Source organism: Pandoraea pneumonica (genome assembly GCF_902459645.1).
Classification (GTDB): Bacteria; Pseudomonadota; Gammaproteobacteria; order Burkholderiales; family Burkholderiaceae; genus Pandoraea; species Pandoraea pneumonica.
On sequence record NZ_CABPSK010000004.1, the window covers coordinates 42,449 to 67,440 of the forward strand.

The 24,992-nt window shown below is 59.8% G+C and carries 21 protein-coding genes and 1 tRNA gene; 9 read left to right on the forward strand and 13 right to left on the reverse strand.

Annotation, left to right across the window (positions count from 1 at the left end; translation table 11 throughout):
• Positions 1 to 51: 51 nt before the first annotated feature.
• The 5 genes from PPN31114_RS19480 to trxA form a co-directional block, all read right to left on the reverse strand.
• Positions 52 to 1,044, reverse strand: a complete 993-nt coding sequence (locus tag PPN31114_RS19480; RefSeq protein ID WP_246182653.1) for a transporter substrate-binding domain-containing protein — start codon at positions 1,042 to 1,044, stop codon at positions 52 to 54.
• A gap of 93 nt (positions 1,045 to 1,137) precedes the next feature.
• Entirely contained in the window at positions 1,138 to 2,076 is a 939-nt protein-coding gene (locus PPN31114_RS19485) for an amino acid ABC transporter substrate-binding protein (RefSeq protein WP_150681196.1), read from the reverse strand.
• A 126-nt stretch (positions 2,077 to 2,202) separates the two neighbouring features.
• A complete protein-coding gene (locus tag PPN31114_RS19490; RefSeq protein ID WP_150681197.1) occupies positions 2,203 to 2,790 on the reverse strand; it encodes a P-loop nucleotide/nucleoside kinase family protein in 588 nt (195 codons plus the stop codon).
• Complete coding sequence (locus tag PPN31114_RS19495; RefSeq protein WP_150681198.1) at positions 2,787 to 3,164, reverse strand: cupin domain-containing protein; 378 nt, start codon at positions 3,162 to 3,164, stop codon at positions 2,787 to 2,789. The genes PPN31114_RS19490 and PPN31114_RS19495 overlap by 4 nt, the downstream gene beginning before the upstream one ends.
• A gap of 36 nt (positions 3,165 to 3,200) precedes the next feature.
• The gene (gene trxA / locus PPN31114_RS19500; protein ID WP_150681716.1) at positions 3,201 to 4,052 is read right to left on the reverse strand and encodes a thioredoxin; all 852 of its coding nucleotides are present in this window, start codon (positions 4,050 to 4,052) and stop codon (positions 3,201 to 3,203) included.
• A 287-nt stretch (positions 4,053 to 4,339) separates the two neighbouring features.
• On the opposite strand from trxA, the gene PPN31114_RS19505 reads away from it, so the two are divergent.
• A complete protein-coding gene (locus PPN31114_RS19505) occupies positions 4,340 to 6,826 on the forward strand; it encodes a cation:proton antiporter domain-containing protein (protein ID WP_150681199.1) in 2,487 nt (828 codons plus the stop codon).
• A gap of 79 nt (positions 6,827 to 6,905) precedes the next feature.
• On the opposite strand, the gene PPN31114_RS19510 is transcribed toward PPN31114_RS19505, so the two are convergent.
• Positions 6,906 to 7,805 (reverse strand): pirin family protein, encoded by a 900-nt coding sequence (locus PPN31114_RS19510; protein WP_150681200.1) that lies wholly within the window; start codon positions 7,803 to 7,805, stop codon positions 6,906 to 6,908.
• A gap of 165 nt (positions 7,806 to 7,970) precedes the next feature.
• Between PPN31114_RS19510 and greB the strand changes: the two genes are divergently transcribed.
• Positions 7,971 to 8,531, forward strand: a complete 561-nt coding sequence (gene greB, locus PPN31114_RS19515) for a transcription elongation factor GreB (RefSeq protein WP_150681201.1) — start codon at positions 7,971 to 7,973, stop codon at positions 8,529 to 8,531.
• Between the two features lie 76 nt (positions 8,532 to 8,607).
• Here greB and PPN31114_RS19520 read toward each other — a convergent pair whose 3' ends face one another.
• From PPN31114_RS19520 to PPN31114_RS19535, 4 genes are all read right to left on the reverse strand, one after another.
• Entirely contained in the window at positions 8,608 to 11,028 is a 2,421-nt protein-coding gene (locus PPN31114_RS19520) for a RelA/SpoT family protein (protein ID WP_150681202.1), read from the reverse strand.
• Positions 11,029 to 11,091: 63 nt separating this feature from the next.
• Complete coding sequence (gene rpoZ, locus PPN31114_RS19525; RefSeq protein WP_039397582.1) at positions 11,092 to 11,298, reverse strand: DNA-directed RNA polymerase subunit omega; 207 nt, start codon at positions 11,296 to 11,298, stop codon at positions 11,092 to 11,094.
• Positions 11,299 to 11,398: 100 nt separating this feature from the next.
• Entirely contained in the window at positions 11,399 to 12,076 is a 678-nt protein-coding gene (gmk, locus tag PPN31114_RS19530; protein WP_150681203.1) for a guanylate kinase, read from the reverse strand.
• Positions 12,077 to 12,081: 5 nt separating this feature from the next.
• The gene (locus PPN31114_RS19535; RefSeq protein ID WP_174988257.1) at positions 12,082 to 13,011 is read right to left on the reverse strand and encodes a YicC/YloC family endoribonuclease; all 930 of its coding nucleotides are present in this window, start codon (positions 13,009 to 13,011) and stop codon (positions 12,082 to 12,084) included.
• A gap of 271 nt (positions 13,012 to 13,282) precedes the next feature.
• On the opposite strand from PPN31114_RS19535, the gene rph reads away from it, so the two are divergent.
• The 3 genes from rph to hemW are packed head-to-tail and all read left to right on the forward strand — an operon-like array spanning position 13,283 to position 15,857.
• Positions 13,283 to 14,011 (forward strand): ribonuclease PH, encoded by a 729-nt coding sequence (rph, locus tag PPN31114_RS19540; RefSeq protein WP_150681204.1) that lies wholly within the window; start codon positions 13,283 to 13,285, stop codon positions 14,009 to 14,011.
• Between the two features lie 2 nt (positions 14,012 to 14,013).
• Positions 14,014 to 14,631 (forward strand): RdgB/HAM1 family non-canonical purine NTP pyrophosphatase, encoded by a 618-nt coding sequence (gene rdgB / locus PPN31114_RS19545; protein WP_150681205.1) that lies wholly within the window; start codon positions 14,014 to 14,016, stop codon positions 14,629 to 14,631.
• A gap of 5 nt (positions 14,632 to 14,636) precedes the next feature.
• The gene (gene hemW / locus PPN31114_RS19550; RefSeq protein ID WP_150681206.1) at positions 14,637 to 15,857 is read left to right on the forward strand and encodes a radical SAM family heme chaperone HemW; all 1,221 of its coding nucleotides are present in this window, start codon (positions 14,637 to 14,639) and stop codon (positions 15,855 to 15,857) included.
• A 102-nt stretch (positions 15,858 to 15,959) separates the two neighbouring features.
• On the opposite strand, the gene PPN31114_RS19555 is transcribed toward hemW, so the two are convergent.
• Entirely contained in the window at positions 15,960 to 17,702 is a 1,743-nt protein-coding gene (locus tag PPN31114_RS19555) for an acyl-CoA synthetase (protein WP_150681207.1), read from the reverse strand.
• Positions 17,703 to 18,017: 315 nt separating this feature from the next.
• Here PPN31114_RS19555 and PPN31114_RS19560 point away from each other — a divergent pair.
• Positions 18,018 to 18,107: transfer RNA gene (locus tag PPN31114_RS19560), tRNA-Ser, on the forward strand.
• Positions 18,108 to 18,326: 219 nt separating this feature from the next.
• On the opposite strand, the gene PPN31114_RS26650 is transcribed toward PPN31114_RS19560, so the two are convergent.
• A complete protein-coding gene (locus PPN31114_RS26650; RefSeq protein WP_370865903.1) occupies positions 18,327 to 19,163 on the reverse strand; it encodes a DUF6216 family protein in 837 nt (278 codons plus the stop codon).
• A 242-nt stretch (positions 19,164 to 19,405) separates the two neighbouring features.
• Here PPN31114_RS26650 and PPN31114_RS19565 point away from each other — a divergent pair, with 242 nt between their 5' ends.
• Together PPN31114_RS19565 and PPN31114_RS19570 are read left to right on the forward strand one after the other, a co-directional pair.
• Complete coding sequence (locus tag PPN31114_RS19565; RefSeq protein ID WP_150681208.1) at positions 19,406 to 20,563, forward strand: dsDNA nuclease domain-containing protein; 1,158 nt, start codon at positions 19,406 to 19,408, stop codon at positions 20,561 to 20,563.
• A 53-nt stretch (positions 20,564 to 20,616) separates the two neighbouring features.
• The gene (locus PPN31114_RS19570) at positions 20,617 to 22,329 is read left to right on the forward strand and encodes a coiled-coil domain-containing protein (protein WP_150681209.1); all 1,713 of its coding nucleotides are present in this window, start codon (positions 20,617 to 20,619) and stop codon (positions 22,327 to 22,329) included.
• Between the two features lie 315 nt (positions 22,330 to 22,644).
• Here PPN31114_RS19570 and PPN31114_RS19575 read toward each other — a convergent pair whose 3' ends face one another.
• Positions 22,645 to 23,244: a recombinase family protein gene (locus PPN31114_RS19575; protein ID WP_150681210.1), complete on the reverse strand. Its 600-nt coding sequence runs from the start codon at positions 23,242 to 23,244 to the stop codon at positions 22,645 to 22,647.
• A gap of 724 nt (positions 23,245 to 23,968) precedes the next feature.
• Between PPN31114_RS19575 and PPN31114_RS19580 the strand changes: the two genes are divergently transcribed.
• Positions 23,969 to 24,922 carry a SphA family protein gene (locus PPN31114_RS19580; protein WP_150681211.1) on the forward strand — a complete coding sequence of 318 codons (954 nt, stop codon included), beginning with the start codon at positions 23,969 to 23,971 and terminating at the stop codon, positions 24,920 to 24,922.
• The last annotated feature ends 70 nt before the right edge of the window (positions 24,923 to 24,992 follow it).

Sequence of the window (24,992 nt, forward strand, 5' to 3'; positions counted from 1 at the left end):
AAAGGCTTCGGGCGGGCGCAACGAGTAGCGCTGCCCGCGCCCGATGACGCGTCACTCGGTCACTTTCGAGCCTTCGCGCCAGACCTCGATCACTTCCTTGCTCGGCTCGAGGTTCAGATTCACGTTACGCGGCGGAATCGGCTGCTGGAACCACTTGCGCTGAATGTCGCGAATCTCACCCGAGCTAAACACGTGTGCCAGCGTCGTATCGACGAACTTCTTGAATTGCGGGTCGTCGCGACGCAGCATCAACGCGTTGAGTTCGGTTTCGAGCGGCGCGCCGACGATGTCGAAGTCGCCCGGTTCGCGCGCCGTGGCACGCAGGCCAGCGAGCAGCACGTCGTCGAGCGCAAACGCCTTGGCGCGGCCGGTTTCGAGCGTCATCATCGATTCACCATGGTCACGCGCCGGAATCACGCGAAAACCGCCCTTGTCCGCTTGAATGCGTGCCAAACGCTCACCGGTCGAGCCCGCCGAAGCCACGAGATTCTGGCCCTTCAGATCGTCCAGACCGCGAATGTTGTCCTTCTTGTTGACCAGCAGGCGCACTTCCGACACGTAGTACGGATTGCTGAAGCCCACTTGTTCCGCACGTTCCGGCGTGATGGTGTTCGGCGCGCAATCCAGATCGACCGTACCGTTCTTCACCAGCGGAATGCGGTTCTGCGGCGTGATCGACATCTCGCGCACTTTCAGGTTCGGCATATTGAGCGCCGACTTGACCGCATCGACCACGGCGTAGCACAGGTCCATGGTGTAACCGACCGGCTTGCCCTTGTCGTTCACGTACGCAAACGGGATCGCGGCTTCGCGGTAACCCAGCGTGATGAGCCCCGTGTCGTGGATTTTCTTGAGCGTGCCCGTCAGATCGCCGTGGATCTTCGGCAATGCGACGACGGCAGCGTCTGCCTTAGCGGCCTTGGCCGGTGCGGCGAGGGCCGACGGCGCGGTCGAGATAGCGCCCAAAACGGCAACGCCCACCGACAGGCTCAGGGCCACACGGCGGGCGGCAACTTTCCAATTCAATTCAGTGAAACGGTTCACAGCAAATTCCTATCGCATTAACAGCACGATAGCAATTTACAGATTTCTGCCATTCGGAGCAAAGCCAGTTTTGTCATTAGCTTATGCCGGGCATCATTCCTGCCGTCCGGCCTCCGCTCCGACCTCCCAAAGCGCCTGAACCTCGGGCGACGGCAGCATGTGCAGATTCACCCCATGCGGCGGTGTCGGGTTCTGGAACCAGCGGCCTTGCAGGCGAGCCATTTCACCGCTTCGGAAGATGTCCATGAGTGCGGCATCGACGAGCGCCTTGAAAGCGGGATCGTCACGGCGCAAGACGAGTGCGTAGTACTCGGGGGCGTCCGATAGGGGCGGGCCGACCACGCGGAAGGCGTCGGGCCGCTTGGTCGTGGTGCGCAAACCTTGAAGCAGAACGTCGTCCAACGCCATGGCCTGCACGCGCCGGTCACGCAACAGATGGAACGCTTCGTCGTAGTCGCGGGCCATCAGCAACTGAAACCCAACCTGCGCCTGACGCGCTCGCACCAGACGCTCGGCCGTCGTGCCCTGCACCACCACGAGCCGCAGACCCCGCATGGCATCGATCGACCCGATACCGCTGCCACGCCGCACCATCAGCCGCACATGGGCGGCGTAATACGGCACGCTGAACGCCACCTGTTCGGCACGCTCGGCCGTTAGCGTCGACGGCGCACAGTCGATATCGATGGCCTCCCCTTTGACGAGCGGTGCCCGCATTTGCTCGATCACCCGCACCGGTACGCGCTCCAACTGCGGCATGGCGAGTTCTCGCTGGATTGCCGGGACGATTTTTTGACAAAGCGCCCACGCCAGCCCTGTCGGCTGGTCTTTGTGGTCAACGAAGGAGAAAGGGACGGCGGACTGCCGATAACCGAGTTCGATGCGCCCGCGTTGTCGAATGCGCTCCAGCGTTGGGGAAACGGCCGTTAGGGTGGGTTCTGCATCGGAGGTGCCCGACGCGTATGCATTGAGGGAGGCAAAGCTGGCTAGCCCCAACCCGGCGGCAAGCACGAAACGAAAGAAGAGAGTCATGGCGGCGCACTCGATAAGGGGACGGGGAAAGTCGCACCTTAGCAATGCGCCGGGCCAGCGCCTACGGCCTGTGCAGCCTTTTCGGACTATTCCCCTCGGCCCCCTACGCCTGTCCCGCCATCGACGTTAGCGCGTCTGCGCCAGCAGTGTCTGCAACAACCGTTCGTCGTCGTCAGCCGTCGGCGCCGTATTGTCGAAGCGCACCAGGCCGGGGAAAGCGGCGGCAGGTGGCAGAAAGCGGCGCACGCGATACTCGTCCCAGTGCGCGAGTTTGTAAGCATCGTTGGGGTTGGCACGGCTCACGATGCGGGCTTTCGCGCTGTCTTCATCGAGATCGACCCAGACGACGTGCACGCCGACGTCGTCATCCACTTCCAGCCAGCCGCGATCGAACAGCAACCCCTCGCGCAACTCGCGCGAGAGCGGCCCGACCACCAGCACATTCACGCCAAGCCGCAAATTCTCGCGCGCCGTCTCCAACAGCCCGTAGTACTCCGGCTCGCGCAACGTTTGCAGATACAGCGGGCTATCGCGGTCATTCGGGTTGCCCGTCAGCGCGCCCATCACCGATGCGCTGAACGCGCCATACAGCGTGTCTTTGTCCAGCAGACAGAACGCCTCGCCGCTGCGCTCGATCAGCGGGCGAATCAGGCGCTTGGCCAGTGTGGTCTTGCCAGCGCCGGCGTGGCCGCAGAAGAAGATGAGTCGCGTCATACCGTGACCTTGCGATCGAGCATCACGAAGTGCTTGCGCACGGGCTCAATGACTTCGAACACGCCCTCGAAGCCCGCCGGAATCACGCAGGCATCGCCGGGGCCGAACTCCGAGCCGTTGCCTTGATCGTCGCTGATCCGAATGCGCCCTTCGATCACCGAGAAAAACTCCTGCCGATGCGGGCCGAATGCGATGCGCCAAGCCCCCGGCTCACAGGTCCACTCGCCGCAATCGAATTCGCCAAGCGCGTCGGTATAGAACTGGCGCGTGACGCGCTGCGGATTGCCGCTCACGCGGCGGGCCTCGGCGGGGTGATCGAACACGGCTTCGCCCGCTTGTTCGGGCGCGAAGGTAATTAGTTCAGGTGCAGTCATCGGTCTAATGATGGGTATGAAGATGAACTCGGGAAATCAATTGAGCGCAGCGCTCAGTTTGCGACGCCAAGCGGCGACTGTCGCCGGGTCGGTGCCGCCGAGCGCGTCGAACACGGCGAGCATCGATTTGCGGCCAACGTCGTCGCCAAACGTGCGATCACGCTGCACGATGCCCAACAACGTTTCAAGCGCCTGCTCGTACGCGTGATCCGCCAGATAGCGATTCGCCAGATCCAGTCGCGCTTGCAGATTATCCGGCTCGGCTTGCACACGTGGCAGCAATTGCGCGGCCGGCGGCAAGTGGCTTGCCTGTTCGGCCGCTGCCAAGCGCGTCTCCAGCGCAGCAATGCGCGCATTGCCGCCTGCCGCCGTGCGGGGTGAAATCAGGGCGAGTTCCGTGCGTGCGCCTGCGAGATCGTCCATTTCGATGAGCACATCGACCAGATCGAGTCGAATTTCGTCATGTGCCGGGTCGAGCGCCAATGCCGCTTGCAGCGCGTCGCGCGCGACCGACGGATTGCCTTCGGCAATGGCCTGACGGGCCACCTGACGCGCCATTTCGGCGGGGTTCGGCACGATGCGTTCGATAAACGCGCGCAACTGGCCTTCGGGCAACGCACCGACAAACTGATCGACCGGCTCTCCATCGACGAACGCGACCACCGTGGGCAGGCTGCGCACGCCGTAATCGGCACAAAGCTGGGGATTCTCGTCGGCGTTGATTTTCACGAGCCGCAGGCGCCCCTGTGCCTCGGCTTCGAGCTTTTCGAGCAACGGCCCGAGCACATTGCAGGGGCCGCACCACGGGGCCCAGAAATCGGCGAGCACGGGCACTTGATGCGAGACGGCCAGCACGTCGTCGTCGAAACTGGCGAGGTTGGTGTCGATCATATGACCTATAGAGCGTGGTAAATTGCGTGAATGGTGGCCGTTGGTTCGTGCGATTTTCTATGACTGACTTCTATGACTGACGGCCGCTTTGCCTAATGCGTGAATGCGCATGAATGGGCAGAAATAGCATGACTTGCTTGATGCAGGCATAGCGCATGGTAATCGCAAAACTGGGCATATCGATACGGACGCGCGCGAGCGCGCCGGGTTCCCGTCCCGGCCGTCATCGCCAACGAGCGCCACATTGAGCGCTGCGCGCCGTCGCATGACACGCTGGGAGGCACATGCACGCAGGCCACGGCACGGCGATCTTCTTCACGCAACTCCTCTTGTTGGTGCTCGTCGGCAGGCTGCTCGGCGAAGTCATGCAGCGCCTGCGCCAGCCCGCTGTGATGGGCCAACTGCTCGCGGGCGTACTCCTCGGCCCGTCGGTCTTCGGTGCCTTGCTGCCCGCTTGGCAGCACGCCATCTTTCCCGATAACGAAGCGCAGAAAAAGATGCTCGACGCGGTATCCGAGCTAGGTGTGCTGCTGCTTTTGCTATCGACTGGGCTGGAAACCGACCTCGGTCTGGTGCGACGCATGAAGCGCATGGCGATCTTCGCGTCGGCAGGCGGCATGATCATTCCGTTCGCGTGCGGCTTCGCCCTCGGCTGGCATCTGCCCGACAACCTCCTGCCTCACCCCGAGGCGCGGCTGGTAACGTCGCTGTTCATCGGCACCGCGCTCTCCATCTCGTCGGTCAAAGTGGTGGCGATGGTCATTCGGGAAGTCGACTATCTGCGCCGCAACATCGGGCAGATTATCCTCGCGGCGGCCATTCTCGACGACACCACGGGCTGGATCATCATCGCGGCCATTGCCGGGCTGGGTGCGAGCGGAACGGTCGACCTCGGCCACCTGTCGTTCAGTCTCGGCGGCACCCTGCTCTTCATCGTGCTGTGCTTCACGGTAGGTAAGCGCGCGGTGGCCGTGGCCATTCGCTGGACCAACGACCGCTTCACGAGCGAGATGCCGGTGTTGAGCGCCATTCTCGTCATCACCTTCGTGCTGGCGCTCGCGACCGACAAGCTTGGCGTGCACACGGCGCTCGGCGCATTCATGGCGGGCGTGATGATCGGACAATCGCCCATCCTCACCGAGCAGATCGAAGCGCAACTGCGCGGCCTGATCGTCGCGCTCTTCGCACCGGTGTTCTTTGGCGTGGCGGGCTTGTCCGTCGATCTGACCATTCTGTTCGACTGGCGCATGTTGGGTCTCGTCGCCGGGCTGATTCTGATCGCCAGCATCGGCAAATTCAGCGGGTGCTTCTTGGGCGGACGACTGGGTGGCATGTCGTCGGCGGAAGCGCTCGCGCTTGCCACGGGCATGAACGCGCGCGGGTCGACCGAGATCATCGTGGCGAGTATCGGGCTGTCGCTCGGCGTGCTGAGCAAGGACTTGTTCACGATGGTGGTGATCATGGCGCTGATCACCACGCTGATCATGCCGCCCGTGCTGCGGCGCGCGCTCGTGCGCATTCCGCTATCGCCCGAGGAGAAGGCCCGGCTCGAGAAAGAAGCGGCTGAGGAGAAGGATTTCCTGCCGAATGTCGAGCGCATTCTGGCGGCGGTGGACGGTAGCGCCAATGGCCGCTTCGCTGCACGTATTGCGGGCCTGACGGCGGGTGTGCGCGGCACGTTGACGACGGTGCTGGCGCCCTCTCCGGACGGGAATCGCAACCGTAAGTCGGATGCGTCGACCGGCGCGACCGATTCGGACGACAGCGAGGAAGCGGCCTCGCAAGATGCCTACACAATCGCGCTGAAGGCCGCCATGCTTGCCGTGCCCCGTGCACCGGGGACACCGGGCGTCGATGACGACAACGAAGCAAAGGCCGATGACGATAAGGCGCGCACGGCGGTGCGACGCGAAGCCGAGCGGTTGGTGCTTCGCGAACGGACCGGCGACGCTCCGCAAAAGACACCAGAATTGCCACATGGCCCGGTCGACGATGCTGAAGGTAACGCCGAAACCGCACCCAAACATGAACCCGTCGGCGAAGCGCACGACGACAAGCGCGTGAGCGACGCCACGCAAGAAGGCGATTTCGTTGCGAGCGATCCGTCCGATGCGGCGCGGGACCAGCAGGCTGCGCAATCCGATACGAGCCACGAAGCGACGCGCATCTCAGATGAAATCGGTAAGGGCTACGGCTTCGTGATCGCGGGCTTCGATGCAGACGGCGAAGAATCCGACTCCGACGTCCCGCCGTTGCCCTTGCCAACCGGCGTGCTGCCGCTCACCAAAGCGTTCGATGGCGCCATTGCCATCGTGCTGGCCCACGGCGACCATGCCCGCACGCCTGACGCGCCGCTCGATATCCTCGTACCGGTCTCAGGAACGGACTATTCCCGCCACGCGGCTGAACTGGCGATCACCCTCGCACGCGCTGCCAACGCCCATGTCACGGCGCTGCATGTTTCCGCGCGCACCGCGCCGGGCATGATGCACAAGCGGTGGCGGCCACGGTCGCTGCGTCCCGATGCGGCTGAAGCCGCCATGCTTGAGAATCTGCACGCACTAGCCGAGCGCAACGGCGTAAAGCTGCGCACGCGCTTGCTCGCAGGCGGAAAGGTCGACGATGCGGTGCTGCATCAGATTCACCACGGCAAGCACAACCTGCTCGTGCTGGGCGTGCAGCCGCGTTTCGGCGATCGACTGAATTTCGGCGCCGTCTCGCATCGTCTGCTCGAAGAGCGGCGCTGCTCGGTGATCGTGTTGAGCGCTTAGTTAGCGCAGCGAATCGCCGCTGAGCGAAAAAGCCCGCTGCGGAGTGCTCCGACAGCGGGCTTTTTAACAGGCAACTGACTTACTTCGCCGCAGGCTTACGCTCAGGAATCGGAATCCATTCCGTTTCACCGGGCACGTGGCCCATCTCCTGCGCCATCCATGCGGTCTTGGCCTGCTCGATACGCTCGCGGCTCGACGACACGAAGTTCCAGAAGATGAAGCGGTCGCCATCGAGCGGTGCCCCACCCAACAGCATCAACCGCGCGGGCTTGTCGCCTGCCACGATATTCACGTCGCTACCGGGCGCGAGAACGCCCATGGTTTGCTCCGATAGCAACTCGCCGTTCACCGTCACTTCGCCCTGTACCGTGTAGACGGCACGTTGCTCGTACTCCGGTGGCAACACGAACGCCGCACACGGCTCCATATCGACGGCAAGGTAAAAGATCGGCGAAAACACCTTCACCGGCGACGTTTCACCAAATGCTTTGCCGAGAATCAGTCGCATATGCACGCCCGGCGCAAAGATATCGGGCAACGACGAGGCGTCATGGTGCGAGAACGACGGCTCGGTCTCCTCGTCGGCTTGCGGCAGCGCCACCCAAGTCTGGATGCCGTGCACGTCGCCACCGCGCTCGCGCACATCAGGCGGGGTGCGCTCGGAGTGCACGATGCCTCGCCCGGCGGTCATCCAGTTCACCGCGCCCGGGGTGATGCGCTGATCGCTGCCGAGGCTGTCGCGGTGCTCGATTTCGCCATCGAACAGATACGTCACGGTCGCCAGCCCGATGTGCGGGTGCGGGCGCACGTCCATGCCCTGCCCGGGGGCGAGCGTCGCAGGCCCCATGTGATCGAAGAAGATGAACGGCCCGACCGTTTTAAACGGCAGGCTCGGCAAGCTGCGTTGCACGGTGAAAGCGCCGATATCGCTCGTGTGCGGCTTGAGCACGGCGAGGAAAGGACTGGAGGACTCGGTCATGACACGATGCTCCTGCGGGTGTGTTGGGGGGAAGGATGACCGATTGTAGAGGACATTGCGGGCCGGGTCATGACGCATCGCTCGCAATGCCACGCCGCAAGGCTCCTATAATGCAGGGATCCCGAAACGCTTTTTATTGCGCGCCACGACGGTGCGCTTAGGCTCATGAACAAAGCATTCGTCAAAGAAGACAACGGCGACGACGATGACGATCTCGAAGCTGGCGCGCCCGCCATTCCGGCGGGCGCGAAGAATTACATAACGCCGGCGGGCTATCAGCGGCTGAAAGACGAGTTGCTGGACCTGATCGACAATCAACGTCCCGAAGTCGTGAAGATCGTGTCGTGGGCTGCCTCGAATGGCGACCGCTCGGAGAATGGCGACTACATCTACGGCAAGCGCCGCCTGCGCGAAATCGACCGCCGCATTCGCTTTCTTACAAAGCGTCTGGACAACGCCGAAGTCGTCGACACCCGTCGGCAGGAGAACGTCGATCAGGTGTTCTTCGGCGCGGAAGTCACCTATGCCGACGGCAAGGGCGATGAACACACCATCATGATCGTCGGCATCGACGAGGTTGACCTCGACCGCGGCCGCGTCAGCTGGATTTCGCCGATGGCGCGCGCGATCACCAAGGCCAAGGTTGGCGACACCGTGCCGTTGCGCACGCCAGCGGGCCTCGAACAGATCGAAATTCTGGACGTGCGCTATCCGCCGTCGGAATGACCGCAGACTGACATTTCAAAGGGAATTCAACGAAACGCCGACGCAGTGTCACTGGGCATGCGTCGGCGTTTTTTCGTCAGTACTGGCCGCGTTCGCGCGTAATGCGCATCGCGTGATTGGCGTGCAATTCTTCCTGATGCCGCTCGCTCGGACGTTCGCGGGCCACCCGCATCACATCAGGATTCACGCGGATACGGCGCATCACGTTGGCCAGGTGCACCCGGTCGCTCACTTGAATCAGGAAACGCAGCGTGGCCGATTCGTCCGGCACCACTTCATCCATGCCGATGTGCACGATATTGGCGTCCGACGCCGTGATATCGGCCGCCACACGCGAGAACACACCACGGTTGTGATGCACCAGCACCTTGATGCCGACGTCGAACAGACGGCCCGGCAGCGGTGCCCATGCCACATCGATCCAGCGTGTCGGGTCTTTGCGGTGGATACGGCGCGCGACCGGGCAATCGGTCGTGTGAATCGCCATGCCCAGACCGATACCGATATAGCCCATGATCGCGTCGCCCGGAATCGGACGGCAGCACGCCGAGAACTGCACCGACATGCCTTCGGTGCCGGTAATCAGCACCGGTGGGCCGACGTTCTCCTCGCCTGAGCGCGGGGCGTCCGGATCATCCGGGCTATCGTCGTTCTCGCCTTCCTTGCCCGACGTGAGCACGGCCAAGCGCTTAGCCATCACCGCCGCGACACGACGGCCGAGGCCGATGTCCGCGAAGATGTCCTGACGATCTTTGTTACCGGTCCACTGCGCGAGCTTCTCCCAGATTTCCGGGGAAATCTCGCTCATCGTGAGGCCGTAGCCCTTCAAGGCTTGCTCGACCAGACGTTCGCCAAGCTGCACCGACTCGGCGAAACGCATCGTCTTGAGGTAATGACGGATCGCCGAGCGCGCCTTGCCCGTACGCACAAAGCCCAGCCACGCGGGGTTGGGCTTCGAATAAGGTGCCGTGATGACTTCGACGATGTCGCCGTTCTTCAACTCCGTGCGCAGCGGCAGCAGTTCGTTGTTGATCTTGACGGCGACGCACTGGTTGCCCAGATCGCTGTGCACCGTGTAGGCAAAGTCGAGTGCCGTCGCGCCGCGCGGCAGCGCCATGATGCGCGCCTTGGGCGTGAAGACGTAGACCGCATCGGGAAACAAGTCGATCTTGACGTGTTCGAGGAATTCGGTGGAATCGCCGGTTTCGCTCTGGATGTCGAGCAGCGATTGCAGCCATTGATGCGCGTACTTCTGCACATCGTTCATGTCGGCGCCGCCGTTCTTGTACAGCCAGTGCGCCGCCACGCCCGCCTCGGCAATTTCATGCATGTGGCGGGTACGAATCTGGAATTCGATGGGTGTGCCGAAGGGGCCGACGAGCGTCGTGTGCAACGACTGATAGCCGTTGACCTTCGGAATCGCGATGTAATCCTTGAACTTGCCCGGCACCGGCTTGTACAGCGCGTGCAGCACGCCGAGCGAGAGATAACACTGCGGATTCGATTCCACGACGATACGGAAGCCATAGACGTCGAGCACTTGCGAGAACGACAGCTGCTTTTCCTGCATCTTGTTGTAGATGCTGAAAAGCGTCTTCTCACGGCCAAAGACGTCGGCGCTCACGCCGCCTTCCTTGAGGGCTTTCTCGACCGCGTCGAGAATCTTGCCCACCACCTCGCGCCGGTTGCCGCGCGCGGCCTTCACGGCCTTGTCGAGCACGGCGTAACGACGCGGATGGTAATTCGCGAAGCTCAGATCCTGAAGTTCGCGATAGGTATTGTTTAGGCCCAGCCGGTGGGCGATGGGCGCATAGATGTCGAGCGTTTCGCGCGCCACACGTCGACGCTTCTCGGTCGAGGTGACGCCCAGCGTGCGCATGTTGTGCAGCCGGTCGGCGAGCTTGACGAGGATGACGCGCACGTCGCGCGCCATGGCGAGCAGCATCTTGCGAAAGCTCTCGGCCTGCGCTTCCTCGCGGCTGCGAAACTCCATCTTGTCGAGTTTCGACAAACCGTCGACCAGTTCGGCGACTTTGGGACCGAACCGCTCAGCGAGTTCGGCCTTCGTCACGCCCTGGTCTTCCATCACGTCATGCAGCAGCGCAGCCATGATCGACTGTGCGTCGAGCTTCCACTCGGCACAGATCTCGGCAACGGCAACGGGATGGGTGATGTAAGGCTGTCCGCTCTGGCGATATTGGCCCAAGTGGGCTTCGTCGCTGAACTGGAAGGCTTCTTTGATTTGCGCGAGTTCGCTTTCCTTGAGGTATTCCCCCAGCATGCCCTTCAGACGGGCAATGGAAACGACTTCGTGCTTACGCGGCTGCTCGGGCGTCGCGGTCGGCCCGAAGAGGTGCCGATACGACTGCTCGAGCAGTGCGTCGATGTACTGCCGCGTGGCGCTTTCGCCCTTTTTCTTCTTGCGCTCGGGCTTGGGCTCCCCCGCTTTGGGTTCATCCGCAGCGATGGACGTGGCCGGTGATTTCGCGTGACTCATACGTGTACCTGCATCGTCGAGCGGCCCGGAACGTCACATCGCATCAGTGCTGTCTCCTGAGAATCAGAGCGGCACTTTCTTGAGCATCTCGATGCCCACCTGACCCGCTGCGATTTCGCGCAGCGCGACGACGGTCGGCTTGTCCTTGTTGTTCTCGAGCTTCGGCGTGTGACCTTGCGCCAGTTGGCGGGCGCGGTAGGTTGCAGCGAGTGCGAGCTCGAAGCGATTCGGGATTTGTTTCAGGCAATCTTCAACGGTAATTCGGGCCATAAGGAGGTTCCTTCTCAATATAGGGCGTATTCTATCGCAGCCAGCGAACGCTCGCGTAAAACGCGAAGGCGCACTGGCGCGCAGCGATACAGTAGCCGGGTTATTCGTCGTCTTGCGGCGAGTGAATGCCGAGTTCGATGAACAGTGATTCGTGACGCGCACGCTGCGATGTGAAGCCCAAACGCGTGGCCGTGACCACCGATTGCAACTCCGCCAGCGCGCGTTGGAAGTCTTCATTGATGATGATGAAGTCGGCTTCCGGCGCATGGGCCATCTCGCCACCCGCCGCCAACAGGCGACGCGTGATGACATTCGGTTCGTCCTGACCGCGCTTCTTCAGACGCTCTTCGAGCGCAGCGATCGACGGCGGCAAGATGAAGATGCCGACCGCATTCGTAAAGCGTTTGCGCACCTGCTGCGCGCCCTGCCAGTCGATTTCCAGCAACACGTCGTGACCGTCGCGCATCTGCTCTTCGATCCACACGCGCGACGTGCCGTAGTAGTTGCCGTGCACTTCCGCGCTCTCGAGGAATTCCCCTTGCTTGCGACGTGCGACGAAATCTTCCGCCGTCAGAAAGTGGTACTGCACGCCGTCTTCTTCACCGGGACGCGGCGGGCGCGTGGTGCTCGAGATCGACAGGCGAATCTCGTCGTCTTGCGCGAGCAGCGCGTTGACGAGCGTGGATTTACCCGCGCCCGAGGGGGCGACCACCATGAACAAGTTGCCGGGATACTCGGCATGCAAGACGGTTTGCGGGTTGGGCGATTGCGGGGACATGCGACTTACTCCAGATTCTGCACTTGCTCGCGCATCTGCTCGATGTAGAGCTTGAGCTCCATCGATGCATCGGCAAGTTCTTTCGAGGCGGCCTTCGAGCCGAGCGTATTCGCTTCGCGATTGAGCTCTTGCATCATGAAGTCCAGCCGTTTGCCCACCAGGCCTCCCTTGTCGAGAATGTGGCGGGTTTCCTTCAGGTGAGCATCAAGGCGCGTGAGTTCTTCCGCCACGTCGATGCGCACGCCGTACATCGTCACTTCTTGACGAATACGCTCCGAAATTTCTTCCTTACTCGGTGCCGTGGCACCTTCGGGAACCACGATGCCGAGCGCTTCGTGCAGACGGTCGATGATCTTTTGTTGATGACGCGCGATCAGGTCCGGCACCAGCGGTTGCAGGCCCGTGAGGATCGTCTCCATGCGCTCGATACGCTCAATCAGGCTTTGCTTGAGTTGGGTACCTTCGCGCTTACGCACTTCGACGAGGTCGCCGATGGCGGCACGTCCGGCGTCGATAACCGCATCGCGCAGGGCTTCGGCCGTGACCGACTCTTCGCCGAGCACGCCCGGCCAGCGCAGAATTTCGCCGGTGCGCATACGTTCGGCATCGGGGAACAGCGCGAGCACTTGTTGTTCGAGGTCGGCGAGTTGGCGCACGGCGTCGATATTGAGCGCACCGTTCACGCCGCTTTCGGGACGCTGCACGTTAATGCGGATGTCGACCTTGCCGCGCGAGAGCTTGGCGGTCAGGCCTTCGCGCAGTGTCGGTTCGCACGCGCGCGCCTCTTCCGGCATACGGAAAGCCAGATCGAGGAAGCGCGAATTGACCGTGCGCAATTCGACCGACACGCTCGCGCCTGCGGCTCCATCGGCATGCGCAATGTCGCGCGTGACGCTGGCGTAGCCGGTCATACTGTAGATATTGTTGTCTTTCATCGGGGTGACCGGTACCACATGCCCATGACACTTTGTCAGCGGGTCGGATGCAGCAACCGGTTTTGCATGCATGGATGAAACGCGATTATCGCATTTTCCGGCCGAAGGGCTGGGGAATCGCCGCGCCGTGCAACGCCCGATGCCTCGCTGCATCATCCTTAGTGCCTGCCTGCGGACTCGGGCCGCGTGACCCGCTGGCGCCAAGCGCATCACATTTAGCGATACCATTCGGGTATTGCCGCATCAATCCACCCTCGCAGGACACTCATCCATGACGCAAATCACCCGCCCGGACGGCCGTGCGCACAACGCACTGCGCCCCGTGCGCATCACCCGCCAGTACACCCGTTACGCCGAAGGTTCGGTTCTCGTCGAGTGCGGCGAAACCAAGGTTATCTGCACCGCCAGCGTCGAAGAAAAGGTGCCGGGCTTCCTGCGCGATTCCGGTCAAGGCTGGCTCACTGCCGAATACGGCATGCTGCCGCGCGCCACGCACACCCGTAGCGACCGCGAAGCCGCACGCGGCAAGCAAAGCGGCCGCACGCAAGAGATTCAACGCCTGATCGGCCGCTCGCTGCGCGCCGTGTTCGATCTCGAGAAATTCGGCCCGCGCACCATCCAGATCGATTGCGACGTCATTCAGGCCGATGGCGGCACGCGTTGCGCCTCGATCACCGGCGCGTTCGTCGCTGCGCACGATGCCGTGTCGAAACTGATTGCCGACGGCAAGCTCGCAGCCTCGCCCATCCGCGCCCATGTGGCCGCCGTGTCGGTTGGGCTGTATCAAGGCCAGCCGGTCCTCGATCTGAACTACGCCGAAGATTCCGCCTGCGACACCGACATGAACGTCATCATGACGAGCGAAGGCGGTTTCGTGGAAATTCAAGGCACGGCAGAAGGTGCTCCGTTCACGCGTGAACAAAGCAATGTGCTGCTCGATCTGGCTGACGCGGGTATCCGCCAGTTGATCGAAGCGCAAAAGCGCGCGCTGGGAGTGTAACGATGGCGATGCAGAAAATCGTCCTCGCGTCGAACAACCCGGGCAAGCTGCGCGAGTTCGCGTCGCTGTTCGAGCCGCTCGGCATTGAGCTGGTGCCTCAGGGCATGCTCGGCGTGTCCGAAGCGGAAGAACCGCATGTGACCTTCATCGAGAACGCGCTGACCAAAGCCCGTCACGCAGCAGCCGCGACCGGCCTGCCCGCACTGGCTGATGACTCGGGGCTGTGTGTGCCGATTCTCGGCGGTGCGCCGGGCGTGTATTCGGCGCGCTATGCCGCACGCGCGGGCCGCGAGAAGTCGGATGCCGCGAACAATAAGCATCTGATCGAACAACTCGCACCGCACGCCGACACACCGGGCTATCGCGACGCGTATTACTTCGCCGCGCTGGTGCTGGTGCGTCATGCCGAAGATCCGCAACCGATCATTGCCGAAGGACGCTGGGATGGCGAAATCGTCGACACGCCGCGCGGCACGCACGGTTTCGGCTACGACCCGCACTTCCTGATTCGTTCGCTGAATCAAACTGCCTCCGAATTGGATCCCGCCGTCAAGAACGCCCATAGCCACCGCGCCCGTGCGCTGCGCGTGCTGCTTGAAAAGCTGGGCCGGGAGGCGTGAGCGGTATGAGTGATTCCACGTTGCCCGTGCAGAACTTCCTGCGGCCCGGCAAGATCAGCCTGCCGGCCTTGCCGCCGATGTCGCTGTACGTGCATTTCCCGTGGTGTGTGCGCAAGTGCCCGTATTGCGACTTCAACTCGCATGAGTGGCGTGGTGCGGGCGGCGCGCAAGCCTTCCCCGAGCAGGCTTACCTCGACGCATTGCGTCAAGATCTGGAACAGGCGTTGCCGCTCGTGTGGGGCCGTCCGGTGCATACCGTTTTCATCGGTGGCGGCACGCCCAGCCTGCTGTCGGCGGAAGGTCTCGACCGGTTGCTCTCCGACTTGCGCGCGTTGCTGCCGCTGGATGCCGACGCCGAGATCACCATGGAGGCGAACCCGGGCACGTTCGAAGCCGACAAATTCCGCAGCTTCCGGGCGAGCGGTATCAACCGGCTGTCGATCGGTATTCAGAGCTTCAACAGCGAACATCTGAAGGCGCTCGGGCGTATTCACGATGGTGACGAAGCACGTCATGCCATCGAGATTGCGCAGGCGAACTTCGACAACTTCAACCTCGACCTGATGTACGCGCTGCCGAACCAGACGCTTGCGCAATGTCAGCAGGACGTGGAGACGGCGCTGTCGTTCTCGCCGCCGCACTTGTCGCTGTATCACCTGACGCTCGAACCGAACACGCAATTCCACAAATATCCGCCGACCGTGCCCGACGACGACACGGCCGCCGACATGCAAGACTGGATTGCCGAGCGCACGACGGCGGCCGGGTTCGATCACTACGAAGTGTCGGCGTACGCGCAGCCGCATCGACGCGCCAAGCACAACCAGAATTACTGGGAGTTCGGCGACTATCTGGGCATTGGCGCGGGGGCGCACAGCAAGATTTCGTTCCCGCATCGTGTCTTGCGCCAGATTCGGCACAAGCATCCGCAACGCTTTATGGAAGCTGCTGCCGCAGGCAACGCAGTGCAGGAAGAGAACGAAGTCGACGCGCGCGATTTGCCGTTCGAATTCATGCTCAATGCGCTGCGCCTCACGGGCGGTGTGAAAAGCGAGTTGTTCGCAGATCGTACCGGCATGCCGATGTCGCGCATTGCGAAGGCGTTGACGGCGGGTGTCGAAAAGGGTTTGCTGGTCGATGATCCGCAACGCATTGCCCCGACCGAGATGGGGCAACGATTCCTGAACGACCTGCAAGGGATGTTTTTGGACCGCTCGGGTAGCTGAAAACGCTAAACGAGAAAGTGAAATGCCGGGCGCATCTGAACTGATGTGCCCGGCATTTTCATTTTGACGATCGATCTTTAGCGCGCACTCCGCGCTGCGCCCTCACCCCAGCGCGGACCCCACTTCCCGAAGCGCCTTCCGAATGATCTTGCCGGTGACGGTCATCGGCAATTCCGGCAAAAAGACGACCTTGCGCGGATATTCATGCGCGGCGAGTCGCGTCTTCACGAAGTTCTGAATCTCTCGCGCCAGTTCCTCCGACGGCGCGAACCCTTCCCGAAGCACGACAAACGCCTTCACGATTTCCGTCCGAAGCTCATCCGGCTCACCGATCACGGCGGCGATCTGCACCGACGGATGGCGGATCAGACAGTCTTCAATCGGCCCCGGGCCGATGCGATACCCCGCGCTGGTAATCACGTCATCGGAGCGCCCGGTGAAAGTGATATAGCCCTGCTCGTCGACAAAACCCGCGTCTCCGGTTAGCAGAAAATCGCCGCGATATTTGTCCATCGTGGCGTCGGGGTTATGCCAATAGCCGAGGAACATCACCGGATTGGGTCGAGCGATGGCAATGTTTCCGATGGTGCCGACCGGCAACGGCACGCCGTCGTCATCGACGATGGTCACCGCGTGGCCGCGTACGGCACGTCCGATGGCGCCGGGCAGCGCCGGAAACTCCGTGGCGCACGACGACACGACCATATTGCATTCCGTCTGCCCGTAGAACTCGTTGATATCGACGCCGAGGTGTTCGCGCCCCCACGCCAGCAATTCCGGCCCGAGCGATTCGCCGCCGCTGGCGACCGAGCGCAGTTGCAGCGGCCAGTGCTCGCGTGGCGACGGGACAGTGCGCAGCATCTTGAGCGCGGTAGGCGGCAGGAAGGTATTGCGCACGCCGTGGCGCGCCATCAAATCGAAGGCAGCCACCGGGTCGAACTTCTCGAATCGTCTCGAAAGCACGGGCACGCCGTGATGCAGCGCTGGCAGCAGCACATCCAGCAGGCCGCCGATCCAGGCCCAGTCGGCGGGCGTCCAGATCAGGTCGCCTTCGTGGGGGAATCCGTTATGCGACGTCTCGACGCCCGGCAAGTGCCCCAACAACACGCGGTGCGCATGCAGCGCGCCTTTGGGTTTGCCGGTGGTGCCGGAGGTATAGATGATCAGCGCGGGCGTGTCGGCGCGCGTCTGGACGGGTTCGAACTCGGTTTCCCGTCGCACGATGGCGGGCCAGAGGGCGAGCAGGCCATCTTCCGCCACACCCCAGTCTTCCTCATCCGAGACATGGTGATGGACTTCGGGCAGGTCGTCGTGAACGACGTAGACGAGCCGCAAGTCGGGCAATTCGCCACGAATGTCGTCGATCTTGCCAATGCTGGCGAGGTCGGTGACGAGCACGGCGGCGCCTGAATTTTGCAGGCGATAGGCGAGCGCTTCGGGGCCGAACAGCGTGAAGAGCGGCACAGCGATGGCGCCGAGCTTGTAGGCAGCAACGTGGGCGACGAGCGTGGCGGGCGACTGCGGCAGGAAGATACCGATGCGGTCGCCTGCTTTAACGCCGTTGGCGCGCCATTCGTTGGCGAGTTGGTTGGAGAGTTGTTTCAGAACATCGAACGTCAGCCTAACGTGAACGCCGTCGCTGCTCTCATGAATCAGCGCGAGGCGATTCGAGCCATCGGCCCATTTATCGCAGACATCGACGCCGATGTTATAGAGCGTGGGAATCTGCCAGGCGAAGGGGGCGGAGGCGTTGGTTGGGGTGTCGTTCGGGATGGGAGTCGCGCGCTCGCCACTGGCGTCATTCGACGTCTCGCGGGCGTGGTCGCGGGAGGTATCGGCATCCATGCGGTGTCTCCGGGTCATGTCTGGCCTCGCACGGTACGCCGGGAGCGGTCACCGCACGTCTTGAAGCATGATGCATGCCGGAGGCGGACAAAACAAGGGGGAGACGGGGGAACTCTTGTATTTAAGCGGGGTGTGAGGCGATTTTGCTGCGTCGTGGGCTTCACATCGTGAGCCGAGCGGGTATAATGCGCGCTGCCGTGCGGTACCGGTCTGCGTGGGAATACCGACGCCGATTCCTCCGGACCGCACGCATCTCAAAAGCCGTCATCCCAGACGGCATCTCGTGCCACGACATTCGGTCGTGCGCAACGCCTCGGAGGCGTGCCAGAGTGGTTTAATGGACTGGTCTTGAAAACCAGCGAAGGGGTAACCCTTCCGTGAGTTCGAATCTCACCGCCTCCGCCAGAATTTCAAAAAACAGTCTAAAAATCAGCAGGATAGAAATCCGAATTTCCAACGACTCACAAAAAAACTATCAAATTCAGCCCTGCAACAATCTCAAGAAACCTGTTGCTACGACTAGGGCGGAGTGGCAATTTGCAAAGAATCATACGTCGAGGACTTAGGGCTTTCGCGCCCCCCCGCCCTCGACAACTAGAGATACGAAGCAAAGCTCAACGGCGTTCAGTTTGCCTGCGCATCTACAATTCGCTTCAGCAGTCTTCTTGCATTCACGCCGCGAAGGACGTGAAGCAGCAACATCGATGCGCATGTCATGACTACCAATGCAGCGACACCCGCCGCTTGACGCTGAAAGGCCACGCTCTTACGAATCTGATCGCTCAAGCTCCCGTCAAGCATTGACGAGCAGATTGCTTTTGATTCGCTCTCCGTAAAGGCTGCAGCTCGGACTAACGCCAGGGGGTCACTCTTGCACGTCGAAGTCGATACGGTCCAAGTTGACATGAGTGACCGCCCAAAAGCGGAGATTTCGAAACTAGCGGGGGACCTAATCCCATCCGAATCGGCGAGGAAGGTGACCCGGCTTCCCTGCGTGGTCAACATAGCTGATCGACTTTCACCAGCGCTTACGATAACAGCGGCAAGCCCAAGCAAAACACCAAAGATCACGTACATGCCGACGCTCTGCCTAAGCGACGGCGGTCTTACAAAATTTGGATGAGTGACGTCCACCCAAGGCGCAGCCCTTGAGAAATCCCTCATCGGTATCCTCTTTGAATCGGCGAACCACACCAAGTTTCGCGCATCACCTAAGCGGCCAACCCTGATGCCATGACGAAAGCAAAAGGCCTCCAGATCATGCATTTCCTGCAAATGTCGAAGAATCGACGGATCCTCAACCTCCCGTTTGCCCGCGACTACCCGCCAAATCCGATCCAGCAGGATATTGGCTGACCCACTCCTCCACCGCACAAAAACAAACGCAAGCAACAGAAGTAACGGAACGATGAGCGTCGAAATAAATGGGGACGTGAAAAAGGATGTGGCCGTATTGCTCATTAGTCTCGCAAGAAATTGTATTGAAGCTGCCCTTCTCAGGTCCAGCTATCGCCCTAAATTTTGCCCTCAGCGTTAGGTCGCGGCAATGGCAACCATTGCGACGCGCCAGTCACCATTGCAGAGAAAACTAGGATCGATTCCTAAGCATTTCGGCGATAGCATCCCCTCCGCCCCAAGAGCCCCTTCACAGCCAACACGAATCACGGTTATTATTTTTCGCACAAATCAAACTAGTGACCAGAATGGTAAACGACCATCACGATAATGGGGAAGACAGAGCTACCGAGTTCCCGGGTGCTCGACCAGCGGGGAATCCGTTATTCCAACCGCAACGGGAATTCGCTGGCGCAGTTACCTTTGATCGGTTCGGTTACCAATATGATTGGGCTCTGTATGAATTTCTTGAGCTCTATCGTCGCGGCCAGGCGCATGTCGTTTTCATGGAATTTCATGAGGATGTTGTTTTCAGCAGTTCGAGCGAACCGGAAACAGCTAGCTTCGTATTTTGCCAAGTCAAAGCAGGCGGGAAATCTTCATACACGGCGAAATCGCTAACCAAACTCCCAAAATCACAACAGCCGAATTCGAAGACGTCATCGCTAACCGCGGACAAGCAGTCCGTTCTCGCCAAATTATTCTCATCTCTCTCAACCAAACAGATAGACGAGCGAGTCGAAAAGGTTCGTTTGATCGCCACTGCAGGTTTCTCGTTGAAGTTGTCTTCGACCGGATTCCGGCTGGAAGAATTTGCCTGGACACATCTAGACAGTGTTGACGCGGAGCACATTCGGCAGGCCTTGCGCACCGAGCTCGGGAGTGACGTAAGCATCGATAAGCTTCACTTTTGTCAACCACTGCTCGCCCCCCAGCAGCATGACTTGACGGTAATGGGCCTGATTGCAACACTCATCAGCGAACGAAGCCCCAAGGACGGTGGGAACTCTAGAGAGATATATTTACTTCTAAACGACGAGCTGCGTCGAAAGGGCGCGGTTGCATGGGATTATGCTGACTGGGATGAACTCGTCCGAAAGAAGGGGCTGACAGGCAGTAGAGTAGAAGCGCTATTCGCTCAATTTTGCTCGTCTCGGTCCGTCGACGAACTGATTTCCGACGTCGGGGAGCTGGCCCGGGAGCTTGCGATGACCACGCTAGAACGTCGGCGAATTCGACAGGCAGCACGCGATTATGAGTTATCAGTTCTTGCAGGTGGCTCGATTGGTCAAATTCAGGCGCAGCGCGCGATTCGCGAACATCTCAACACAACGCTAAAGACCCAGCCGATTTCACTGACAAACTTACATCTGCTCGTCAGTACTGCTCCCCAAATTGTGAAGGACGTCCTGCCTGACATTGTTTCCATCCAAGCCGCATATCTCATCGAACATTTACGGGCTTGACATGACCCAGCAAAATTATAAATTTCTAGTTCGAAATCTACGCACGAAAGCTTATGAACGCATTGAAATTCAACCGACTATTCGTGCAATCGACTACCCAAAATCTGGCAAACAGGTTCCGGTTCGGAAGCGGCTTGAATCTGATTACCGGGGATGACAATTCGATAGGCAAATCGACCTTTGCTCGCTTGCCGCTTTGGGCGCTGGGCTGCGACTTCAAATTCGACGAAGACTGGCGACAGCACGACGCTCGCGTAATCCTCACGTTCTCCGTTGGAGATTCGGAATACGCGGTTGCGCGTCATCGCAATTCAATTTTCCTGAAAATTGGCGAAGGCGACTGGACGAACTATGAAAAGATATCCGGCGAGTATGCTCAAGAGTTTGCAAAAATAGTCGGCTTTGGAGCGTTGCTACCTCGCAAGGGCCAAAAATGGATTCATGAAGTTCCCCCACCAGCTTATTACTTCTCCGCGTTCTATGTCGACCAGCGGAAGGGATGGGTGGCGCCCTGGAGCAGTTTCACGGACTTTCGCTACGAGCAGTGGAGGCGACCAGTCATTTCTTTTCATGCGGGCTATCTTAAAGCTGAGCACTACAAACTCGGCGCAGGAATCGCGGAAGGTCAGCAAGCCATAGAAGAGAACGTCAAAGTAGTCGAAAAGTACTCGCGTGCCGTCGAAGTTCTAAAGTTGTTAGCCCCTCCAGACGAGCTGCCCATTACGGACAAAGAACTCGACAGTGCGATTCAGGAAATCCAACATTCAATGGTCGCAGTAAAGCGACGAGAGCAAAGAGCTCTCGCCTCATTGACGGCCCGACAAGAGGAGCTCGAGCTCACAAAGGTACAAAAGGGCATTGCTGAGGCTGCAGTCGTAGACCTCGAAAAAGACTATGATTTCGCGGTAAACAACTTGTCTGAAGACATGCTTGTATGCCCGCTTTGCGCGACTGTGCACGACAATTCACTATTGAACCGCGCCGCAATACTTCAGGATCGTCAACAAGCGTTCGCTCAAGTCGCTAAGCTGACCGAACATCAGGCCAAGGTCGAATCTGCCATCTCAAGTGCGCTGCGTCGACTGGAAAGCACTCGCGAAGACTTAAGCAAGCTGAATCGAAGATTTAAGCGGCTCGATAAAGACGTATCGGTAAAGAGCCTGCTCGAAGGGATGGGCACAGCCTCTATCAAGAGCCGTGCAAACACCATCACAACTGAGGCGTCCGCTCGTATCACAGAAGCGAAAGCAAGCCTGCGTAGCCGACGACGTGAGCAGAAGGAGATGGAAGATCGAGACCTAGAGTCCTCCATCAACGGTTACTTCCGCACCGAACTCTCCCTACTTTGCAAAAACCTAAGAATTCAGCCCGGGTTTGACATTGAAACCATAACCCCGTTTGACTACAACGAGCTTGCCGAGCGCGGCGGCGCAGCCGACAACAGCCGCCTACAGTTGGCATACCATCTTGCCGTCCATAGACTGGTGCAGCACTTTAAGACAGAAGCTTTACCTCCATTGATTCTGGATACACCTAATCAACAAGACCAAGGCGCGCTGAATTATGGTCTCGTCTCATCGGAACTAAAGAAACGTGCCACCGACGACACACAAATTATCGTGTGCGCCACGCGTCACAAAGACATGCATCCGCTAGAACTTGGTTCAACCGTATTCGAGCTAGGCCCTGAAAAGCTATTCGCCGAGGACATGAATGAGAAGCTGGCTCCGATGTTTGCTCGTGTCTTTGGGGGAGCTTCCACATAGCGCGATCAGAGCGTCTAGGGAGGCATCAGTGACCGGCGACTCCCCACCGGGGGCGGCACGCCCCGCGCCGAGCAATCGTACCGATACTAAATCTCGGCAGTGACACGAGTGCTCACGCCGTACTCTTTCGCGCGTCTTTGATAGAGACAGTTTTGGATATGTGGTCGATGCTGTAAGGAGCGATCCGGTCACAAGGCGATAGTGGAAATAACACGGGCCGGTAAGCAACTATATCGATGACTACCCTGAGGGCTGCGGACAACTGCCGCAGAATTTGAAGATCGCCTTCCAAATTAATTTGGAAGGCAGAGAGCATCAGGACGCAATCTGCTCGGCGCACGCACGCTTCACCGTCGCCGTGCCGACGCCGAACCTCTCCGCCGTTTCTCGAATGCTTGCACCGTGCTCAGCTCGCCATGCTTTTATCGCCGCATAATCCTGTGATCGCGCTCGCCCCTTATATTTCCCGTCCGCTTTTGCGATTGCCACACCGCGCCGTTGCATTTCAGCGCGGTTCAGATAATCCGCCTCGCCCTGGGCAGCCATGAACGCCAGCACGGCATCCCGCGTTGCTTTCTCAATAGCGCCCTTGGCATTTCCATCAAAAACCATCCCGTTGAGCGTGCATTCGACGCGGACGCCAAAGTCCATCAACCGACGCATCGTGCGATGCAGTTCATCGTATCGGCGGCTAATGCGGTCGAGCCACCGCACAATAAGCACGCCACCGTGACGTAAATCATGCTCGACTTTACGCCACTCGTCCCGCGCGTCAGGGGCCACATGGTAACCACTCACACCCTCATCGATGAACACGTCCTTGTCGTGCACACCGTGGGCTTTGGCGTCGTCGTACTGGCTTGCCGACGACTGACCGTCGGTTGTCGAAATCCTGCCGTAATACAGCTTGCGCATGGCATCTGATGGATCATTAGAATTAATGGATCAATTATAACATGGCTCAATTTAGTGGTTAATTCTATTGATCCAACCGGGCAGCGCCCAAGTGGTTAGCTCATTACGGTGTACCGTAATGAGCCACAATCTGTCACCGAACAACGCGACCAGCGGGGCATGTCTATTCGCATACCGCCGTTTGATGGCATACAACTGCCCGAACCGGTCGGGGCCAGGGAGATAAAACTTGCGAAGGGAAAATTATTGGACGTCATCTAGGGGCACTTATTGATAAAAGGCACCTAGCGATTGACCGTCGGCTTGTGAGTTGCGGCGCGGGTTTATTGCTTCAGCAGTGGCCAATTGAGAACATGCCGTGCGTACGCGACATCGACACAAGAGGCTTATTTGTTAACGCTCGGAACACCATGCGTTAACGCTAGGATGACTATATCCTCGCGATCGATGCCGCTCACGAACCGCGGCTTTCGACTCACCAAGGAACCTTAAGAAATTCATCGCAATGTCTAGTGCCTCAGTGTAAGCGAACGTTGCATTAGAGCAAAGAGGACGAGTTGCGCATCTTAGCGAATCCCGTCGTCCTATGACTTGCAAAACACCAACAAAAATTTGGCAAGTTCCTGAGTAAACCTTAATATCGTCCTTGCAATTGGGTTTCGCTATAGGTGAGCGGAGTTTCGTTTAGGTGTAGAAACTAACAACTTTTTTAAGACACCAAGCCATGCTCAAGCGAATCGTTACCGTTTTCGGAGTTGGGTTGTCGCTGGGGTTGCCATTGGCCGCGCGGGGTACAGAAGGAGCGTTGGGCCGCCCTATTTCTGGTACGGGGGTGACGCCGGACGCGGGTATCGTGCCGCCGGAACCAGGGTGGTTCGTCAATCTTGCTGAAATCTATTACGACGGTTCTATCAGTTCGTCACGTGCCGTACCGGTCGGCGGCAAGACGACATTGGGCCTGGAAGCTAAGGTCTCTTTCACACTGGCCACTTTGCTGAAAGTTTGGGATACCGGCACCGGACCCTGGAATTTCGCGTCCAGCGTTACCCTGCCGTACGCGTGGACCAGTGCGAGTGCAGCACTCGGCATTGGTAACCGCACACCCAGCATCAGGCAGGACGCGTCGGGTCTGTTTGACCTGACCTTTACACCGCTGACTGCTGGCTACCATTTCTCAAAAACCGATCACATTTCGTTTAGCGTCAATATCTGGGCACCCACAGGCAAGTACGATCCGGGCAGCATCGCCAACGTCAGTCTGAACAACTGGACGTTCATTCCAACGGTTTCCTATACAAAGCTGGTGCCCTCCATCGACGCAGAATTCAACGTGAGCGCTGGCGTCCAGTTTTACACGCGCAATTCGGCGACCGATTATCAGAACGCACCGCTGTTCACCCTAGACGTGCTGGCGCTCAAGCGCTTCGCTAATGGACTGGGAGCCGGTGTTATCGTCGGCACGGTTCAGCAGGTCGATAACGATAGCGGTCCTACGGCGGACAGACTGAATGGCTTTCGTGGCTACGATTGGTCTATAGGCCCGATCGTCACCTATGACACAAAAATTGGCGGCAAAAATCCGCTTAGCCTGACGCTGCGTTGGGTCCCCACTGTTGCCAGCAAGAACCGGCTTTCGAGTACGTCGACAGTCATGGCAACTGCAACTATCGGCTTTTAAGCCTTCCGCATGATCGTCGTGAGCGGCGCGACGTGGCCTTTCGTTGGCGATCTCGCTCTTGGCCTCGACC